The organism is Sneathiella chungangensis (assembly GCF_009882935.1).
Lineage (GTDB): Bacteria > Pseudomonadota > Alphaproteobacteria > Sneathiellales > Sneathiellaceae > Sneathiella > Sneathiella chungangensis.
Map to the genome: position 1 here is coordinate 22,825 of NZ_WTVA01000003.1, position 16,660 is coordinate 39,484.

Consider the following 16,660-nt stretch of genomic DNA (forward strand, 5'->3'; position numbering starts at 1 on the left):
CGAAACAGTAACCAACCAGTAGCGAGACCAAGAGACGGAAAATGGCGGGACATTCACAATTCAAGAACATCATGCACCGCAAGGGCGCGCAGGATAAGAAGCGGGCGAAGATTTTTGCCAAGCATATCCGGGAGCTGACAGTCGCCGCGAAGACGGGCCTGCCGGACCCTGCCATGAACCCCCGCCTTCGCAGCGCCATCGCCGCCGCCCGCAGTGACAATATGCCGAACGACAATATCGACCGCGCGATCAAGCGCGCATCGGGTGAGGCGGGCGCCGAAAATTATGAGGAAATGCGCTATGAGGGTTATGGCCCCGGCGGCGTCGCCATCATCGTCGAGACCCTGACGGACAATCGTAACCGGACGGCCGCCGATGTACGCGCCGCCTTCGCCAAGTCCGGCGGCACGATGGGGGAGACGGGCTCGGTCGCCTTCATGTTCGACCGCATCGGACAGGTCATCTATGCGGCCGAAGGGATTGACGCCGACGCGGTGTTCGAGGCCGCGCTCGAGGCCGGCGCCGAGAATGTCGAGAGCGATGCGCAGATCCATGAAATCACCTGCGCGATGGAGGATTTCAACGAGGTGCGCGAGGCGCTGGAGGAGAAATTCGGCACGCCGCAGGAATCCGGCATCGTCTGGAAGCCGCAGAACACCATCCCGGTGGAGACGGAAGATCTGGCCAATTCCCTCTTCAAGTTGGTGGATGTGCTCGAGGATCATGACGACGTCCAGAAGGTTTCGGCCAATTTCGATATTCCCGAAGAGATCATGGAGAAACTGGGCGATTAACTTTTAAAAGGACAGTAATTTCATCATGCGTTTATTGGGGCTGGATCCGGGACTTCGCCATACCGGCTGGGGGATCATAGAAGCTGAGGGGAACACCCTCCGGCATCTGGCCAATGGCGCGATTTCCTCCGATGGCGACCTCAGCCTCTCCGAACGCCTTGTCCAGCTATATGACGGTATCAGCAAGGTAATTCTCGATTGGCAGCCGGCCGAGGCGGCGGTTGAGGAAACCTTCGTCAACAAGAACCCGGTCTCGACCCTGAAGCTTGGTCAGGCGCGCGGAATTTCCCTTTTGGTGCCGTCGCTCAATGGCCTTCCGGTTGAAGAATACGCGCCCAACAAGATCAAGAAATCCGTCGTCGGTGCCGGCCACGCCGGGAAGGAGCAGATCCATGCCATGGTCGGCATGCTGCTGCCCGGATGCGTCATCGCCAACGAGCATGCCGCCGATGCCCTCGCTGTCGCCATCTGCCATGCCCATTATGCGGGCAGCAACCGCAGCCTCAAAAAGGCCACCATGATGGCGGGACGGGCCCCATGATCGCGAAACTGACCGGTAAGCTCGACACGGTAGGGGAGGACTGGATTATCCTCGATGTCGGTGGCGTCGGCTATCTCGTTTTCTGTTCCGTCCGCACGCTCCGGAGCCTGCCGGAGAAGGGCGGCATCGTGTCCCTGCATATCGAGACAAATGTGCGCGAAGATCATATCCATCTTTATGGTTTTGAAAGCGTCGCGGCGCGGTCCTGGTTCACCCTGTTGCAGACGGTGCAGGGGGTCGGGGCGAAGGTCGCGCTCGGTATCCTTTCGCTCTATAGTGGCGATGAACTGACGCAGATCGTCGCCGCGCAGGACAAGACGGCGCTTACTCGCGTCTCCGGTGTCGGGCCGAAGGTCGCGGGGCGGATCACGGCGGAGCTGAAAGACAAGGTTGCGAAAATGGACCTCGGGCCGGTCGCCTTCAATGCGGAAGTGAGCAGCGCCGCGGGCGCGCCCAAGGCGCAGCAAACGGCGGCCGGGGATGCGGTCTCGGCGCTGGTCAATCTTGGTTATGGCCGGGCGGACGCCTTTGGCGCGGTGGCCGCGGCCGCTAGAACTCTCGGGCCCGAAGCCTCGGTTGAGGCCCTGATCACCGCCGGGCTCAAGGAGCTGGCCGCATGAGTGACGAACGTTTAGTGGGCGCCGACAGCCGGCCGGATGATATCGAGACCCAGTTCCGCCCGCAGGTTCTGGAGGATTTCATCGGCCAGAAACAGGTCCGCGAAAATTTATCCGTCTTCATCCAGGCCGCGAAATCCCGTGGTGAAGCCCTAGATCATGTGATGTTTTTTGGCCCGCCCGGTCTCGGCAAGACGACCCTCTCGCAGATTGTCGCGCGAGAATTAGGCGTGAATTTCCGGGCGACTGCCGGACCGGTGATCACCAAGGCGGGCGATCTTGCGGCGCTGCTCACCAATCTTGAAAAGAACGACGTTCTCTTTATCGATGAAATCCATCGCTTGAGCCCGGCTGTCGAGGAAATTCTCTATCCGGCGATGGAGGATTTCCATCTCGATCTCATTATCGGGGAGGGGCCGGCCGCCCGATCCGTGCGCATCGACCTGCCGCCCTTCACGCTGGTCGGGGCGACGACACGCTCAGGCTTGATCACGACGCCGCTTCGGGAGCGGTTCGGTATTCCGCTCCGGATGAATTTCTATGAGCCGGACGAACTCAAGCTTATTGTCGCGCGCGGCGCCCGCGTCCTCGGCCTTAACCTCAGTGAAGACGGCGCGATCGAGATCGCAAGACGCAGCCGGGGCACCCCGCGTGTTGCCGGGCGGCTGCTGCGCCGGGTGCGCGATTTTGCGGCGGTCGCCGGGGCGGATCTTGTCGATGCGGTCAAGGCCGACGCGGCGCTCAACCGCCTCGAGGTGGACAAGCGCGGGCTGGATTCCATGGACCGGCGCTATCTCGGGCGCATCGCCCGCGATTTCGGCGGTGGCCCGGTCGGTGTGGAGACGCTGTCGGCGGCGCTCTCCGAGCCGCGGGACGCGATTGAGGATATTATCGAACCCTACCTGATCCAGCAGGGCTTCCTGCAGCGCACGCCGCGCGGGCGGATGCTGACCAAGGCGGCGTTCGATCATCTGGGGCTGGCGTTTCCGAAAACCGTCAGCGAACAGCTTTCCCTGATCGAGGAAGAGAGCAAGGATGACTGAGGCGAGAATGCTCGGCCGGTTTGACAAAAGCGCCGAGGGGACACGGCATCTCTTTCCGCTACCCGTTTACTGGGAAGACACGGACGCGGGCGGCATTGTCTATTACGCCAACTATCTCAAATTCACCGAACGGGCACGCACGGACATGCTGCGCGGCCTCGGCATCAATCAGCAGATGATGATGGAGGAGGAGGGGGCGAATTTCGTTGTCCGTGCCTGCGAGATCGAGTATCTGCGGCCGGCAAAGATGGAGGATGAGCTCGAGATCGTGACGCGCGTGACCGATTTACGCGGCGCCTCTTTACGGATGGCGCAGAATATCTATCGCGGCGGCGATCTGCTGGTGGAGACGAGAGTCCGGGTCGCCTGCCTTGATGCCGAGGGGCGGCCACAGCGTCTTTCTTCTGCCATAAATGACAAGTTTAATGCAATATTGGGCTGTTCGGCTGTGCCCAATGAGACTGTAGTCGGGGAAGAGTAAATGGAAAATGATGCAATTGTCGTCACCCAGATGGGCGGCGGTGCTCACGATTTATCTATGATCGGTCTGTTTGTTCAGGCCGATATTGTTGTGCAGATCGTCATGATCGTGCTGGTGCTCGCGTCCTTCTGGAGCTGGGCGATCATTATCGACAAGATCCTGCGGTTCCGGCGGATCAGCGCCGATGCCGATGAATTCGAGAACGAATTCTGGTCCGGCGGCAATCTTGAGGATCTGCAACGGCGCGTTGGATCGAGCCCGGATAATCCGCTGGCCATGCTATTCGCCGCCGCCATGAAGGAATGGGCGCGCTCGACCGAAAAGGGCCTTGGCAAGCATGCCCATACCGGCCTGCAGGCGCGCATCCATCAGGTGATGCGGGTGACCATCGACCGGGAGGTGGAGCGACTGGAGAAATATCTCGGCTTTTTGGCGACGGTCGGGTCGACGGCGACGTTCCTCGGCCTGTTCGGCACCGTCTGGGGTATCATGAACAGCTTCCAGTCGATCGCCGCCACCAAGGACACCAGTCTCGCCGTGGTCGCGCCGGGCATCGCCGAGGCGTTGTTCGCCACCGCGCTCGGCCTCGTTGCCGCGATCCCGGCGGTTGTCGCCTATAACAAATTCTCCAACGATCTGCAGCGCATGATCACCCGCCTTGAAGGCTTCGCCGGGGAATTCTCCGCCATTCTGTCCCGCCAGCTTGATTTGAGCGACTGATCATGGACGTCAATCATTATAAAGCCTTTACAGGCAAGGGACGCCGCCGCCGCCATACCCAGATGTCGGAAATCAACGTGACGCCGTTCGTCGATGTGATGCTGGTGCTGCTGATCGTCTTCATGGTGACGGCGCCGCTGCTGACCGTCGGCGTGCCGCTGGATCTGCCGACGACCAAGGCGACCACCGTCCAGGGCAATGACGAGCCGCTGGTCATCAGCGTCGATGCGGAGGGGCGGATCTATCTTGAAGATGTCGTGATCGAGATCGAGAACCTGGTGCCCAAGCTCCGCGCGGTGACCGGCGCCAAGCAGGACCAACGCATTTTCGTTCGCGGTGATACCAACGTCAATTACGGCCGTGTCCTTGCCGTGATGGGGGAAATTCATAACGCCGGCTTCCGCCGCGTGGCTATGGTCTCCGCCGGTCCCGGCAGGGCGGCCACGTCCGGCGATAAAAAAGACAGTAAAGAGTAAAAAGGGGTCCTCCGACCGATGAGAGTGCCTGCCCTAGCTTCGGCCGTTCTGCATATGCTGATCCTTGTGATCATGTATACGGGCCTGCCGTTGTTTACGGACCCGAAGGAGTTCGAGCCGCCGGTCGTCATCAATGTCGAAATCGTCGACGTGGCGGATATTACCAATTTGCCGAAACCGGCGCCGGAGCCGGAGAAGGAAAAGGAGCCGGAGCCCGTCGCCAAGCCTGAGCCGAAGCCGGAACCCAAGCCAGCGCCAAAACCCGAGCCGAAACCGGAACCCAAGGTCGAACCGGAGCCGACGCCGGAACCGGCGCCGAAGGCGGAACCCGAGCCGGAGCCCGAACCCGCGCCGAAACCGGAGCCCGAGCCTGAACCCAAGCCGGAGCCAAAACCGGAACCGAAGCCTGTGCCCAAGCCGCCGGTAAAACCGAAGCCGAAGCCCGAACCGAAGCCCGAGCCGAAACCGGAACCCAAGCCTGAGCCGAAGAAAGAGGAGCCCAAAAAGCCGGCATTCGACGTGAATCAGCTGAAGGCGCTGCTTGACAAGAAGAAGCGCGAACAGGCCGCGAAAACGCCGGACACCGCCGACATAAAAAAGCCCAATTCTGCTGAAAAGGTGCCGAACTCGTCGAGCAAGGCGGCGGATCTGTCGCTGCCATTGACGCTGAGCGAGAAGGATGCGCTAAGACAGCAGGTGCAGAAGTGCTGGAACCCGCCGACAGGCGCGGCCAACGCGGAAGATCTTGTGGTGACGATACGGATCAGGTTAAATCCGAACGGATCGTTGAATGGCTATCCGGAAATTGTTAATGGTGGTGGGGCGTCAGATGGTTTCAGGCAGGCGGCGGCGGAAAGTGCCCGTCGGGCAGTGCTGCAGTGCCAGCCTTATACGTTGCCGGCCGCGAAATATGAAAGCTGGCGGGACGTCACGATGAATTTCGATCCGAGGGATATGTTCTAGGCGATGGGAAGAATGATGATTGGTAGTGTGCAAAAAATCCGGACGTTGCTGGCTGGCCTGGTGCTGGCGATAGCGCTCGCCTCCGTTGCGAGGGCGGAACTGGTGATCGATATCACCCAGGGCAATATCGAGCCGATGCCGATCGCGGTCACCGACTTCTATGCCGACAACGAGGCGACGGCCAAGATCGGCAAGCAGATGGCCGATGTTATTCGCGCCGATCTGGAACGCTCCGGCCTGTTCGTGCCCATCGATCCGCGCGCCTATCTGCAGCAGCCGAAGGACCTGCAGGTAACGCCCGTATTCGCGAACTGGCGTAAAATTGCCGCCCAGGCGCTCTCCACCGGTCTTGTCCGGGCGCTGGGCGATGGGCAGATCAATGTCCAGTTCCGTCTCTGGGACGTCTTCGCCGAACAGTATCTGACCGGCATCCAGTTTACGACGCCGCCGTCGAACTGGCGCCTGACGGCGCATCTGATCGCGGACGCCATTTACAAGCGCCTGACGGGCGAGGACGGATATTTCTCGACCCGCGTTGTCTATGTTTCCGAAAGCGGTCCGGCCGACCGTCGCATCAAGCGTCTTGCGATCATGGACCAGGACGGCGAGAACCATCAGTTCCTGACCAGCGGGAATGAATTGGTGCTGACGCCGCGCTATTCACCGACGCAGCAGGTCCTGACCTACCTGTCTTATTTCAATAACAAGCCGCGGGTGTATCTCTATAATCTGGATACAGGCCAACAGGAAATCTTGGGCGAGTTTCCAGGCATGACCTTCGCGCCGCGCTTCTCTCCGTCGGGCAACCAGGTGGTAATGAGCATGGCGCAGGACGGCAACTCTGAAATATATTTGATGGATTTGCGCACGCGGGAAATGAAGCGGCTGACCAATCATCCGGGCATCGATACGGCGCCCTCCTTCTCCCCGGACGGCACGCAAATCACCTTTGAATCGGATCGCGGTGGCCGCCAGCAGATCTATATTATGGACGCGGACGGCTCAAATGTCCGCCGGATCAGCTTCGGTAGTGGCAATTATGGCACACCGGTCTGGTCTCCGCGCGGCGATCTGATCGCCTTCACGAAGCTCACCGGGGGCAAGTTTTCCATCGGCGTGATGCGCACGGATGGCTCACAAGAGCGGATTTTGACCGAAGGTTTCCATAATGAAGGGCCGACCTGGGCCCCGAACGGGCGCGTATTGATGTTTTTCCGGCAGATTCCGGGAAAAAATGATGGGCGCAGCGATAAAGTTAGCTTGTGGTCCATCGATTTAACAGGATATAACGAGCGCGAGGTAATCACGCCAGGTGACGGATCCGATCCTGCGTGGTCGCCACCGTATAACTTGAACAGGTGACAGCAAACCTTTATAGTTCGCTTGGTTAATATATTCGGGGGACCATCTTTTTTTGTTTCTCATAGATACAATCCGTATCCTTGTTTGACGTGAGATACCCAAAGTTCAGAGATTTCCAGAGGATGGGAGTTAAGTAAATGCGGCTCAATCTAGGCCTTAAAACCTTAAGTATTTTCACAGCGTTGCTGCTGGTTGCAGCTTGTGAAACGGCACCTACGGAAACCGGTGACAGCTCAGGTGGGGGCGCGACTACCCAGACGAGCGGATCGGGATCCACAACAACTGTTGTAACTGAAACCAAGACCACCACGGTTCAGCCGGGCAGCCAGGAAGATCTGGTTCTCAACGTCGGCGACCGCGTCTTTTTCGGTTTTGACAAATACGACCTGTCGGACGAAGCACAGGCCACCCTGCAGCGGCAGGCCGCTTGGCTGAAGGCCAACCCGACAGTGACGCTTCTGATCGAAGGCAACTGTGATGAGCGCGGTACGCGCGAATACAACCTTGCCCTTGGCGAACGCCGGGCGACGGCGGTTAAGAACTACCTGGTTACGCTGGGTGTGTCTGCCGATCGTCTCTCGACCATTTCCTACGGCAAGGAACGTCCCGTGGCTCTCGGCCATAACGAGGCTGCGTGGGCTCAGAACCGCCGGTCGGTTTCGGTTGTAAATTAATCACAACCAGGACAATCAAACGCCCGTTGCCGCGCTAACTCGTTTAGTGTCGACAGCGGGCGTTTTTTTTGGCGAGCGGGCTCGGTTTTTGCCGGGCCGTCTTGCGTTGACCATAAAATCGCCAATATTTCGAACAAGTTTGACATAATGTAGCTGAAGACCTGACGGATCGAGGAAAGGGCGTACCGCGATGATTTGGACCGTATCAAAAACCGCATATGGGAAGGTTTCCTTGCCGGCTAGGAAGATATTGATCTGCGGAATTATCGTTCTCGCGGTTGCCATGGCAATGGCGCCCGGCATCGCGGCGGCCCAGAGCAACAGCGAGGTAAAGGCCCTCGTCGACAGGATCAACCGGCTCGAGCAGGACATCACCGACATCCAGCGTCAGGTCTATAGCGGCGGCACTCCCGCGCCCCGGCCCGCCGCACCGAGCAGCAGCTCCGCCCCGCTGCCGGCGTCCGGCGAAATCAGCAAGGACGGGCTCGCCCTTCTCCTGCAGCGCATCAGCGCGCTTGAGGATGAGCAGCGGCGCCTGACCGGCGCGCAGGAGGAAACCTCCTTCAAGCTGAACCAGATATCGACCCGCCTCGACAAGCTCGTGAAAGACGTCGATTTCCGCCTGACGGATATCGAGCGGCGTCTCGGTACGCCGGGCGCGGCGGCGGGAACCCTTGGCGAGTCGGCCCCGCTCGGCTCAGCGACTGAAAATCCGGCGCCGGCCGGAACAACCACCTCCGGAAGCCCGGTCGTCATCGGCGGTGAAAGCCTGCCGCAGGGCAGCAAGGTTCTTGGAACGCTCCCGGCGACGGGCGATGCGGGCTCTTCTGCGACGGCAACGGCACCCTCGACATCCGGCGGGACGGCCGTCGCCTCCACGGCACCGGCCAGTGGCGGGCTGCCGCAAGGCTCTGCCGCCGATCAGTATAATTACGCCATCTCCCTCGTGCGGGAGGATCGCTATGACGAGGCCGAGGCGGCCTTCACCGAATTCCTGAGCCTGCACAAGGACAGCGAGCTTGCGGGCAATGCGCAATACTGGCTGGGCGAGACATTCTACGTTCGCGGCGATTTTCCGAATGCCGCCTCCGCCTTTTTCGAGGGCTACCAGAACTACCCCGACAGCTCCAAGGCGGCGGACAATCTTCTTAAACTCGCCATGACGCTCGGCCGCATGGACCAGAAGCAGGAAGCCTGCGCCACATTCGCCCAGATGGACAAGCAATTCAGCCAGATACCGACGCGGCTGCGGCAGACCGCGGAACGGGAGAAGCAGAAGTTCGGCTGCAAATGATGCGTGGCTGTGCCTGATCCTCTGACTGCCTCCCGTCTTCCCCGCCATTTTGCGGGCCTGATGCGGGATCTCCTTGGTCGAAACCCTCCCGAAAAGATGGCCGTCGCGGTCTCCGGCGGATCGGACAGCATGGCGCTGGCGCTCCTGGCTGCGCCGTGGGCGGAAAAGGCAGGCGTCGAACTCACGGCACTGACTGTGGATCATGGACTTCGCCCCGCCGCAGCGTCGGAGGCGAAACAGGTCGCCGGCTGGCTCGGGCAGCGCGGCCTCAAGACCCGCATACTCACCTGGACAGGGCCGCACCCCGAAACCGGCATTCAGGAAGCGGCACGCGAGGCCCGCTACGATCTGATGGCAAGCTATTGCGACGCCGAGGGCATCGGCGTCCTGCTTCTCGGTCATCAGCTCGAGGATCAACTGGAAACCCTGTTGATGCGTCTATCGAAGGGCAGCGGGCTGGAAGGGCTCGCCGCCATGCAAACAGAGAGCCGTCGCGGCTCGCTTCGTCTTCTCCGGCCCTTGCTTGGTCTCCGCCGCGACCTGCTGCGGGAGTATCTGCACCGCGAAAAGCAGGCCTGGATAGACGATCCCAGCAATGAAAATCCGGTTTTTACGCGCACCCGCGTCGGTGCCGTACTGACCGAGCTGCAACAGCTGCCGGGCAGTGATCTTGAGGCGATTGCGCTCTCGCTAGCACGGCTTCAGCGCGCGAACGATAGTCTCGACCAACTGGCGAGACAGCAGCTTGAAGAGGCGGCGGAGATCAGTCCATATGGTTTCGTTCGCCTGCCGCGCGCCGTGCTGGAGCAGCAGCCGGAGGAAATCGCGCTCCGCATGCTGTCGATCCTGTTCGGCGCCACAAACGGCGGGCAGCGGCTGCGGCTTCAGGCGCTTGAGCAGATCCACGCCCGCCTTATCGCGCGCGGGGAGGGGAAAAGCGCCACTCTCGGCGGGGCGCAGATGATAAAATCCGGGAAAGACTGGCTGTTCTGCCGGGAGCCGGGACGGGCGGGCCTCCCAGTATTGGATATCGACCGGCAGCGGACGGAATGGCTGTGGGACAACCGGTTCACGGTGACCGATCTTGCACCGGCGGAGCCGCTGCCGACGGGTCTGATAGTGCGCGCGCTCGGGCCCGAAGGATGGGCGCAGCTTGAAACGGAGGCGCTTGCGGCCGAGGTCCGACGGCTACCTGCGAAAGTGCGCTACAGTCTTCCGGCCCTCTATTTGCGAGGAGAAATTGTTGCCGCGCCGGGTCTCATGACCGGAAAACAGGCCGAAACGGATCTCAATCGACGTTTTAAATGGCGATTTCGGGCATTTTACTGGATGGCCGCCGCAATTTCGTGATAATTATCAGTGATAAGCAAAATGCCCTATTGGAACTTGATATTAACAGATTATATTTAGACTTAATCCAAATTGCGGGCGCATCATGCGACGGTCGGGTTCAGTTGAGCCCGAAGTGGGAAGGAAATATTTCGTGAATCTTTTCGGCAAAAACATTGTTCTATGGGTAATCATCGCATTGCTCGTGGTGGCACTTTTCAACATTTTCAATGATCCTTCCCCGCGCAATGCCGGGTTGTCGATGCCTTATTCGACCTTCCTGACGGAAGTTGAGAACGGACGGGTCAAGAACGTCACCATTCAGGGGCCGAATATCAAGGGCATGACCGATGACGGCCGGTCCTTCACCACCTACGCGCCCGAAGACAGCACGCTGGTCTCCAAGCTAAGCGAGCATGGCGTCGTGATCAATGCCGCCCCGCAGGAAGAGGGCAGCATGCTGATGGCGACCCTGCTTTCCTGGTTCCCGATGCTGCTTTTGATCGGCGTTTGGATTTTCTTCATGCGCCAGATGCAGGGCGGCGGCGGCAAGGCCATGGGCTTTGGCAAATCGAAAGCGAAGCTGCTGACCGAGAAGCATGGCCGGGTGACGTTTGAGGACGTCGCCGGCATCGAGGAAGCGAAGGAAGAACTTGAAGAGGTCGTCGACTTCCTGAAAAACCCCCAGAAATATCAGCGCCTCGGCGGCAAGATTCCGAAGGGTGTGCTGCTGATCGGCCCTCCCGGTACGGGTAAGACCCTGCTGGCCCGGTCGGTCGCCGGGGAGGCGAATGTGCCTTTCTTCACGATTTCCGGTTCCGATTTTGTCGAAATGTTCGTCGGTGTTGGCGCAAGCCGTGTCCGAGACATGTTTGAGCAAGGCAAGAAGAACGCTCCCTGCATCATTTTCATCGATGAAATCGACGCGGTTGGCCGCCATCGCGGCGCCGGTCTTGGCGGCGGCAATGACGAACGCGAGCAGACCCTCAACCAGATGCTGGTGGAGATGGACGGCTTCGAGACGAACGAAGGCGTGATCTTGCTGGCGGCGACGAACCGTCCCGATGTTCTTGACCCCGCGCTGTTGCGGCCCGGCCGTTTTGACCGTCAGGTCGTTGTGCCGAACCCGGATATCATCGGCCGCGAGAAGATTTTGAAGGTCCATATGCGGAAAGTGCCGCTGGCGCAGGACGTGAATGCGCGCACCATCGCGCGGGGCACCCCTGGCTTCTCCGGCGCCGACCTTGCCAACCTCGTGAATGAGGCGGCGCTTCTGGCGGCGCGTAAATCGCGGCGTCTGGTCACCCAGCAGGAGTTCGAGGAAGCGAAAGACAAGGTCATGATGGGCACCGAAAGGCGCTCCATGGTGATGTCGGAAGAAGAGAAAAAGCTGACCGCCTATCATGAGGGCGGCCATGCGCTGGTCGGCATGCATATGAAGGCATCGGACCCGATCCACAAGGCCACCATTATCCCGCGCGGCCGGGCGCTTGGCATGGTCATGCGGCTTCCGGAAAAGGACAGCTATTCGCTGCGCCGCGATCAGTGCCTTGCGCATCTGGCCGTGGCCATGGGCGGCCGCGTGGCGGAAGAGATGATCTTCGGCCATGACGCGGTGACGACCGGCGCCTCCGGCGATATCAAGATGGCGACCGATATGGCGCGCCGGATGGTCACGGAATGGGGCCTGTCCGACAAGCTGGGGCCGCTTCTGTATGGCGCCAACCAGGAAGAGGTTTTTCTCGGCCATTCCGTTTCGCAGCAGAAGAACGTGTCCGATTCCACGGCTGAACTGATCGATCAGGAAGTCCGCCGCTTTGTCGAGGAAGGCGAGGCGACGGCGCGCAAGATCCTCAATGAGCATGTGGATCAGCTCCATCGGATTGCCAAGGGTCTGCTGGAATATGAGACGCTGAGCGGCGACGAGATTAAGACGCTGATGGACGGCGGTGACATTTCTCGCCCCGAAGATATCGAAACGCCGGTCGACAAGGGACCGAGTTCAGCCGTGCCCGAAGCCGACGGCCACAAGAAGCCCGGCGGACCGGGGCTGGAACCGGAACCGCAGCCCGGCTCCTAAAAGGCCCGGTTTCATGACTGAGCTTGAAAAAGGCTCCGCTTTGCCGCGGGGCCTTTCTTCTATCGAGGGGACATCCCCGAAAATCATGGGCATCGTTAATGTGACGCCCGACAGTTTTTCTGACGGCGGCCGTCATGCGACGACCGATGCCGCCATCGCCCATGCCCGTCGGCTGGTCGCGGAGGGGGCGGATATCCTCGATATCGGCGGCGAGAGCACGCGCCCGGGCGCGGACGCCATCAGCATCGACGAGGAATGCGCGCGCGTCATCCCGGTGATTGAAGGTTGCCGCGATCTCGGCGTCACGATCTCCATCGATACCCGGAAGAAGGCCGTGATGGCGGCGGCGGCCGCCGCGGGCGCGACGATGATCAATGACGTGAGCGCGCTTGAATATGATCCGGAAAGCCTCGAATTCGTCGGGAAATCTGGTTTTCCCGTCTGCCTGATGCATAGCCTGGCCGACCCGAAGGTCATGCAGGACAATCCGGTCTATGACGATGTGGTGGCCGAGGTGATGGCCTATCTTCGCCGCCGGATCGACATTTGCGTCGCCGCCGGGATTGACCGCCGGAAAATAATCATCGATCCGGGAATTGGTTTCGGCAAGACGGTGGATCACAATCTCTCGCTCATCAAGGCACTCCCTGAATTTCAATCGCTCGGATGCGACGTTCTTCTCGGCGCCTCGCGAAAACGCTTTATCGGCCAGATCACCGGCGAGGCGATTGCCGAAAAACGCGTCGTCGGGTCGGTCGCGGTGGCGCTTCATGGCGCCACTTCGGGGGTGCAGATCCTCCGCGTTCATGACGTTAAGGAGACCCGCCAAGCCCTTGAAATATGGCAGGCAATTGACGCCGCCTCTTTTTAGACATGTTTTAAGGGTTTTCTGTTAGGGTATTTCGAATTTTTCGTATGCGAGTTGAATGATGACACGGAAATATTTTGGAACCGACGGTATCCGCGGTACCGCTAACAAGGAACCGATGACGGCGGAAATCGCCCTGAAAGTCGGGAAATCCGCCGGTAAGAAGTTCGCCGGACGTGGCGATTTTCGCCACCGCGTCGTGATCGGCAAGGATACGCGCCTGTCCGGCTATATGGTTGAGCCTGCGCTCACCGCCGGATTTACCTCTGTCGGGATGGATGTGATTCTTGTCGGGCCTCTGCCGACCCCGGCGATCGCCATGCTGACCCGCTCGCTTCGTGCCGATCTTGGTGTCATGATTTCCGCCTCCCATAATTCGTTTGAGGATAACGGGATCAAGCTGTTCGGACCGGATGGCTACAAACTCTCCGACGAGGTCGAGAAAAGCATCGAGGCCGATCTTATCGACGACAGCAATATCGTTCTCGCCGAACCCGCCATGCTCGGCCGGGCGCAGCGCCTCGAGGACGCTCGTGGCCGCTATATCGAATTTGCGAAAAGCAGTTTTCCGCGCAACCAGCTCCTGAAGGGGCTCAAGATTGTCGTCGACTGTGCGAACGGTGCGGCCTACAAGGTGGCGCCGACGGTGCTCTGGGAGTTGGAGGCGGACGTCATTTCCATGGGCGTGGCGCCGAACGGCTTCAATATAAATGACGGCTGCGGCTCCACCTCGACGGAGGCCATGTGCAAACGCGTGGTGGAGGAGGGCGCCGATCTCGGCATCGCGCTTGACGGCGACGCGGACCGGCTCTTGATCTGCGATGAAAACGGCCGACTGGTCGACGGCGACCAGCTGATGGCGCTGATCGCCCGCACCTGGCAGAGCCGCGAGAAGCTGCGCGGCGGCGGTATCGTCTCGACCGTCATGTCGAATATGGGGCTTGAAAAATTCCTGCAAGGGCACGGGCTGACGCTCGCCCGGACCAATGTCGGCGATCGCTATGTGGTCGAGCATATGCGCCAGCATGGCTTCAACGTCGGCGGCGAACAATCGGGTCATATCGTCCTTTCCGACTACAGCACCACGGGCGACGGCCTGATCGCCGCGTTGCAGATACTCTCGGTGATCGTCGAAAAGGGTGGCAAGGTGAGCGAGGTCTGCCATAACTTCGATCCCTGGCCGCAGATTTTGAAGAATGTGCGCTATGGCGCGGGAGATCCGCTCGCGGGTTCTGCCGTGCAGAAGGCAATCCGTGACGGCGAGATCCGCCTTGGCAGCGAAGGCCGGCTGCTGATCCGCAAATCCGGAACCGAACCGCTCATCCGCGTGATGGGAGAGGGAACGAACGACAGCCTGGTCAATGAAATAGTGGATAATATCGTCAACGAGGTGGCTGCCTCGGCGGGCTGAAATAAGAAAATTTGAGGGGTAAATATGCAGGGGCGTGTATTGATCATTGCCGGATCGGATTCCGGCGGTGGCGCGGGAATTCAGGCGGATATCAAGACGGTGACGGCCCTCGGCGGCTATGCGGCCACGGCGATCACCGCGCTCACCGCGCAGAATACCCTCGGCGTTGAGGCGATTGAGGAAGTCTCCGCGCCCTTCGTCGCCCGGCAAATCGACGTCGTGCTCAAGGATATCGGGGCGGATGCCATCAAGATCGGCATGCTGCACCGCCGGCAAGTGGTTGAGGCCATTGCCGATGTCTTCGATCGGGCCGAGAAGCTGCCGCCCGTCGTGCTGGATCCGGTCATGATCGCCAAGGGCGGCGCGAGCCTGATCGCGACGGAGGCCAGCGAGGCGATCATGAGCCGCCTGATCGGCCCGCATACCCATGTTCTCACCCCGAATATTCCCGAGGCCGAACATCTGACCAGGACGAAGATCGACAGCCTCGCCGATATGGAGAAGGCGGGGCGGCTGCTCCTGAGCGAAGGGCCAGCGGCGATCCTGATGAAAGGCGGACATCGCGACGGCATGGAAATCGTCGACATTCTCTTGACAAAAGACGGGATCGAGACCTTTTCCCACCGCCGTATCGAGAGCCGCAGCACCCATGGCACGGGCTGCACGCTTTCCTCAGCCATCGCGACGGGCCTCGCGCAGGGGCTCTCAATTTCGAAGGCCGTCGCCCGCGCGATCCGCTATGTCGAAAACGCTATCTTCGAAGCCCCCGGCATCGGCGCCGGTCACGGCCCGCTCAATCACGGACATACGGTCGGCCGGTTTGACTAGGCGATTAAAGCTCGCGTAACACCTCGATAAGCCGATCGATTTCTTCTTCCGTATTATAGTAATGAAATGAAGCTCTTATCATTTCATCTATACCTCGTTTCTCAAGATCGAAACGGGTGCTGGAGAGGCTGGTGATGGAGACATTGATATTCTTCCCGGCGAGAGCGGCCTTGACGGCGTCGGCTGGCATATCCTCATGTTCAAAGGTGACAATCCCGCCCTTCTTCTCGCCGATATCCTGAACGGTAATTTTCGGCAGCGCCGATAATTTCTCCCGCGCCGTTGCCGCAAGCGCGCAAAGCCGGGCCGAGGTCTCCTCAATGCCGAGGGCCAGCAGATAATCGACGGCAGCGCCAAGGCCGATGACGGCGGCGACATTGAACTCCCAGTTTTCGAACCGGCGGGCATCGGCTCGCATCTCATAGCCGTCCACCGACGTCCATTCCGCGCCATGCATATCGAGGAAGGGCGGCTCCAACTTATCCATGAAGCCTTTGCGGACATAGAGGAAACCTGTGCCGCGCGGGCCGCGGAGATATTTCCGCCCCGTGACCGAGAGCATATCGCAGCCGATAGTCTCGACATCGACCGGGATCTGCCCGACCGCCTGGCAGGCATCCAGCAGATAGGGGATGCCATGTCGTCTCGCGACGGCGCCGATTTCCGCCGCCGGATTGATGAGCCCGCCGTTGGTCGGGATATGGGTGGCGGAGATGAGCTTGACCCGATCGTCGATCATTTTTTCAAGCGCGTTTACATCCATCTGGCCGCTGTTATCGCTCGGTACGAAATCGATCTTGACCCCGGTCCGTTTCGCGATCTGCAGGTAATCAATCACATTGGTCGCATATTCGGCCTCGGCCGTCAGGATGCGGTCGCCGGGCTTGAAGGACAGGCCGTAGAAGGCCATCTGCCAGCCGACGGTGGCGTTCTCAACCAGCGCAATTTCGCTGCGATCGCAGTTGATCAGCTCGGCGATGGCGTCATAGGTTCGTTCGAACGCGGCCTCTGCGCGGGCCTGCGACTCGTAGCCACCGATAGCGAGTTCCAGATCGAGATGGTCTTTAACCGCGTCATAGACGGGGAGCGGTATCAGCGCCGCGCCCGCGTTATTGAAATGAATACGGTTTTCTACGCCCGGCGTCTCCCGCCGGAGTTTGTCGATATCTAGGGTCATGG

Annotated in this window: 17 protein-coding genes; 16 read left to right on the forward strand and 1 reads right to left on the reverse strand. The window is 60.1% G+C overall.

What is annotated here, in order from left to right; all coding sequences use genetic code 11:
• The first annotated feature begins 41 nt into the window (after positions 1 to 41).
• From GQF03_RS07115 to thiD, 16 genes are all read left to right on the forward strand, one after another.
• Entirely contained in the window at positions 42 to 794 is a 753-nt protein-coding gene (locus GQF03_RS07115; protein WP_161338538.1) for a YebC/PmpR family DNA-binding transcriptional regulator, read from the forward strand.
• Positions 795 to 819: 25 nt separating this feature from the next.
• On the forward strand, positions 820 to 1,335 hold the full coding sequence (ruvC, locus tag GQF03_RS07120) for a crossover junction endodeoxyribonuclease RuvC (protein ID WP_161338539.1): 516 nt from the start codon (positions 820 to 822) through the stop codon (positions 1,333 to 1,335).
• A complete protein-coding gene (ruvA, locus tag GQF03_RS07125; protein WP_161338540.1) occupies positions 1,332 to 1,955 on the forward strand; it encodes a Holliday junction branch migration protein RuvA in 624 nt (207 codons plus the stop codon). Before ruvC ends, ruvA begins: the two co-directional genes overlap by 4 nt.
• Positions 1,952 to 2,995 carry a Holliday junction branch migration DNA helicase RuvB gene (gene ruvB / locus GQF03_RS07130; RefSeq protein WP_161338541.1) on the forward strand — a complete coding sequence of 348 codons (1,044 nt, stop codon included), beginning with the start codon at positions 1,952 to 1,954 and terminating at the stop codon, positions 2,993 to 2,995. Before ruvA ends, ruvB begins: the two co-directional genes overlap by 4 nt.
• Positions 2,988 to 3,476, forward strand: a complete 489-nt coding sequence (gene ybgC / locus GQF03_RS07135) for a tol-pal system-associated acyl-CoA thioesterase (protein ID WP_206376466.1) — start codon at positions 2,988 to 2,990, stop codon at positions 3,474 to 3,476. The genes ruvB and ybgC overlap by 8 nt, the downstream gene beginning before the upstream one ends.
• On the forward strand, positions 3,477 to 4,196 hold the full coding sequence (tolQ, locus tag GQF03_RS07140; RefSeq protein WP_240958756.1) for a protein TolQ: 720 nt from the start codon (positions 3,477 to 3,479) through the stop codon (positions 4,194 to 4,196).
• A 2-nt stretch (positions 4,197 to 4,198) separates the two neighbouring features.
• Entirely contained in the window at positions 4,199 to 4,672 is a 474-nt protein-coding gene (gene tolR, locus GQF03_RS07145) for a protein TolR (RefSeq protein ID WP_161338543.1), read from the forward strand.
• Positions 4,673 to 4,690: 18 nt separating this feature from the next.
• The gene (locus GQF03_RS07150; protein ID WP_161338545.1) at positions 4,691 to 5,635 is read left to right on the forward strand and encodes a cell envelope integrity TolA family protein; all 945 of its coding nucleotides are present in this window, start codon (positions 4,691 to 4,693) and stop codon (positions 5,633 to 5,635) included.
• Between the two features lie 12 nt (positions 5,636 to 5,647).
• The gene (tolB, locus tag GQF03_RS07155) at positions 5,648 to 6,997 is read left to right on the forward strand and encodes a Tol-Pal system beta propeller repeat protein TolB (protein ID WP_206376468.1); all 1,350 of its coding nucleotides are present in this window, start codon (positions 5,648 to 5,650) and stop codon (positions 6,995 to 6,997) included.
• A gap of 137 nt (positions 6,998 to 7,134) precedes the next feature.
• Positions 7,135 to 7,671, forward strand: coding sequence for a peptidoglycan-associated lipoprotein Pal (gene pal / locus GQF03_RS07160; RefSeq protein ID WP_161338546.1), 537 nt, complete (start codon positions 7,135 to 7,137; stop codon positions 7,669 to 7,671).
• Between the two features lie 232 nt (positions 7,672 to 7,903).
• Complete coding sequence (gene ybgF, locus GQF03_RS07165) at positions 7,904 to 8,965, forward strand: tol-pal system protein YbgF (RefSeq protein WP_161338548.1); 1,062 nt, start codon at positions 7,904 to 7,906, stop codon at positions 8,963 to 8,965.
• Between the two features lie 9 nt (positions 8,966 to 8,974).
• Positions 8,975 to 10,315, forward strand: a complete 1,341-nt coding sequence (gene tilS / locus GQF03_RS07170) for a tRNA lysidine(34) synthetase TilS (RefSeq protein WP_161338553.1) — start codon at positions 8,975 to 8,977, stop codon at positions 10,313 to 10,315.
• 133 nt (positions 10,316 to 10,448) lie between these two features.
• A complete protein-coding gene (gene ftsH / locus GQF03_RS07175; protein ID WP_161338555.1) occupies positions 10,449 to 12,374 on the forward strand; it encodes an ATP-dependent zinc metalloprotease FtsH in 1,926 nt (641 codons plus the stop codon).
• 13 nt (positions 12,375 to 12,387) lie between these two features.
• On the forward strand, positions 12,388 to 13,245 hold the full coding sequence (gene folP, locus GQF03_RS07180; protein ID WP_161338557.1) for a dihydropteroate synthase: 858 nt from the start codon (positions 12,388 to 12,390) through the stop codon (positions 13,243 to 13,245).
• Between the two features lie 58 nt (positions 13,246 to 13,303).
• A complete protein-coding gene (gene glmM, locus GQF03_RS07185) occupies positions 13,304 to 14,653 on the forward strand; it encodes a phosphoglucosamine mutase (protein ID WP_161338964.1) in 1,350 nt (449 codons plus the stop codon).
• Positions 14,654 to 14,677: 24 nt separating this feature from the next.
• The gene (gene thiD / locus GQF03_RS07190; protein ID WP_161338558.1) at positions 14,678 to 15,481 is read left to right on the forward strand and encodes a bifunctional hydroxymethylpyrimidine kinase/phosphomethylpyrimidine kinase; all 804 of its coding nucleotides are present in this window, start codon (positions 14,678 to 14,680) and stop codon (positions 15,479 to 15,481) included.
• 4 nt (positions 15,482 to 15,485) lie between these two features.
• On the opposite strand, the gene GQF03_RS07195 is transcribed toward thiD, so the two are convergent.
• Entirely contained in the window at positions 15,486 to 16,658 is a 1,173-nt protein-coding gene (locus GQF03_RS07195) for an aminotransferase class V-fold PLP-dependent enzyme (RefSeq protein WP_161338560.1), read from the reverse strand.
• Positions 16,659 to 16,660: the final 2 nt, after the last annotated feature.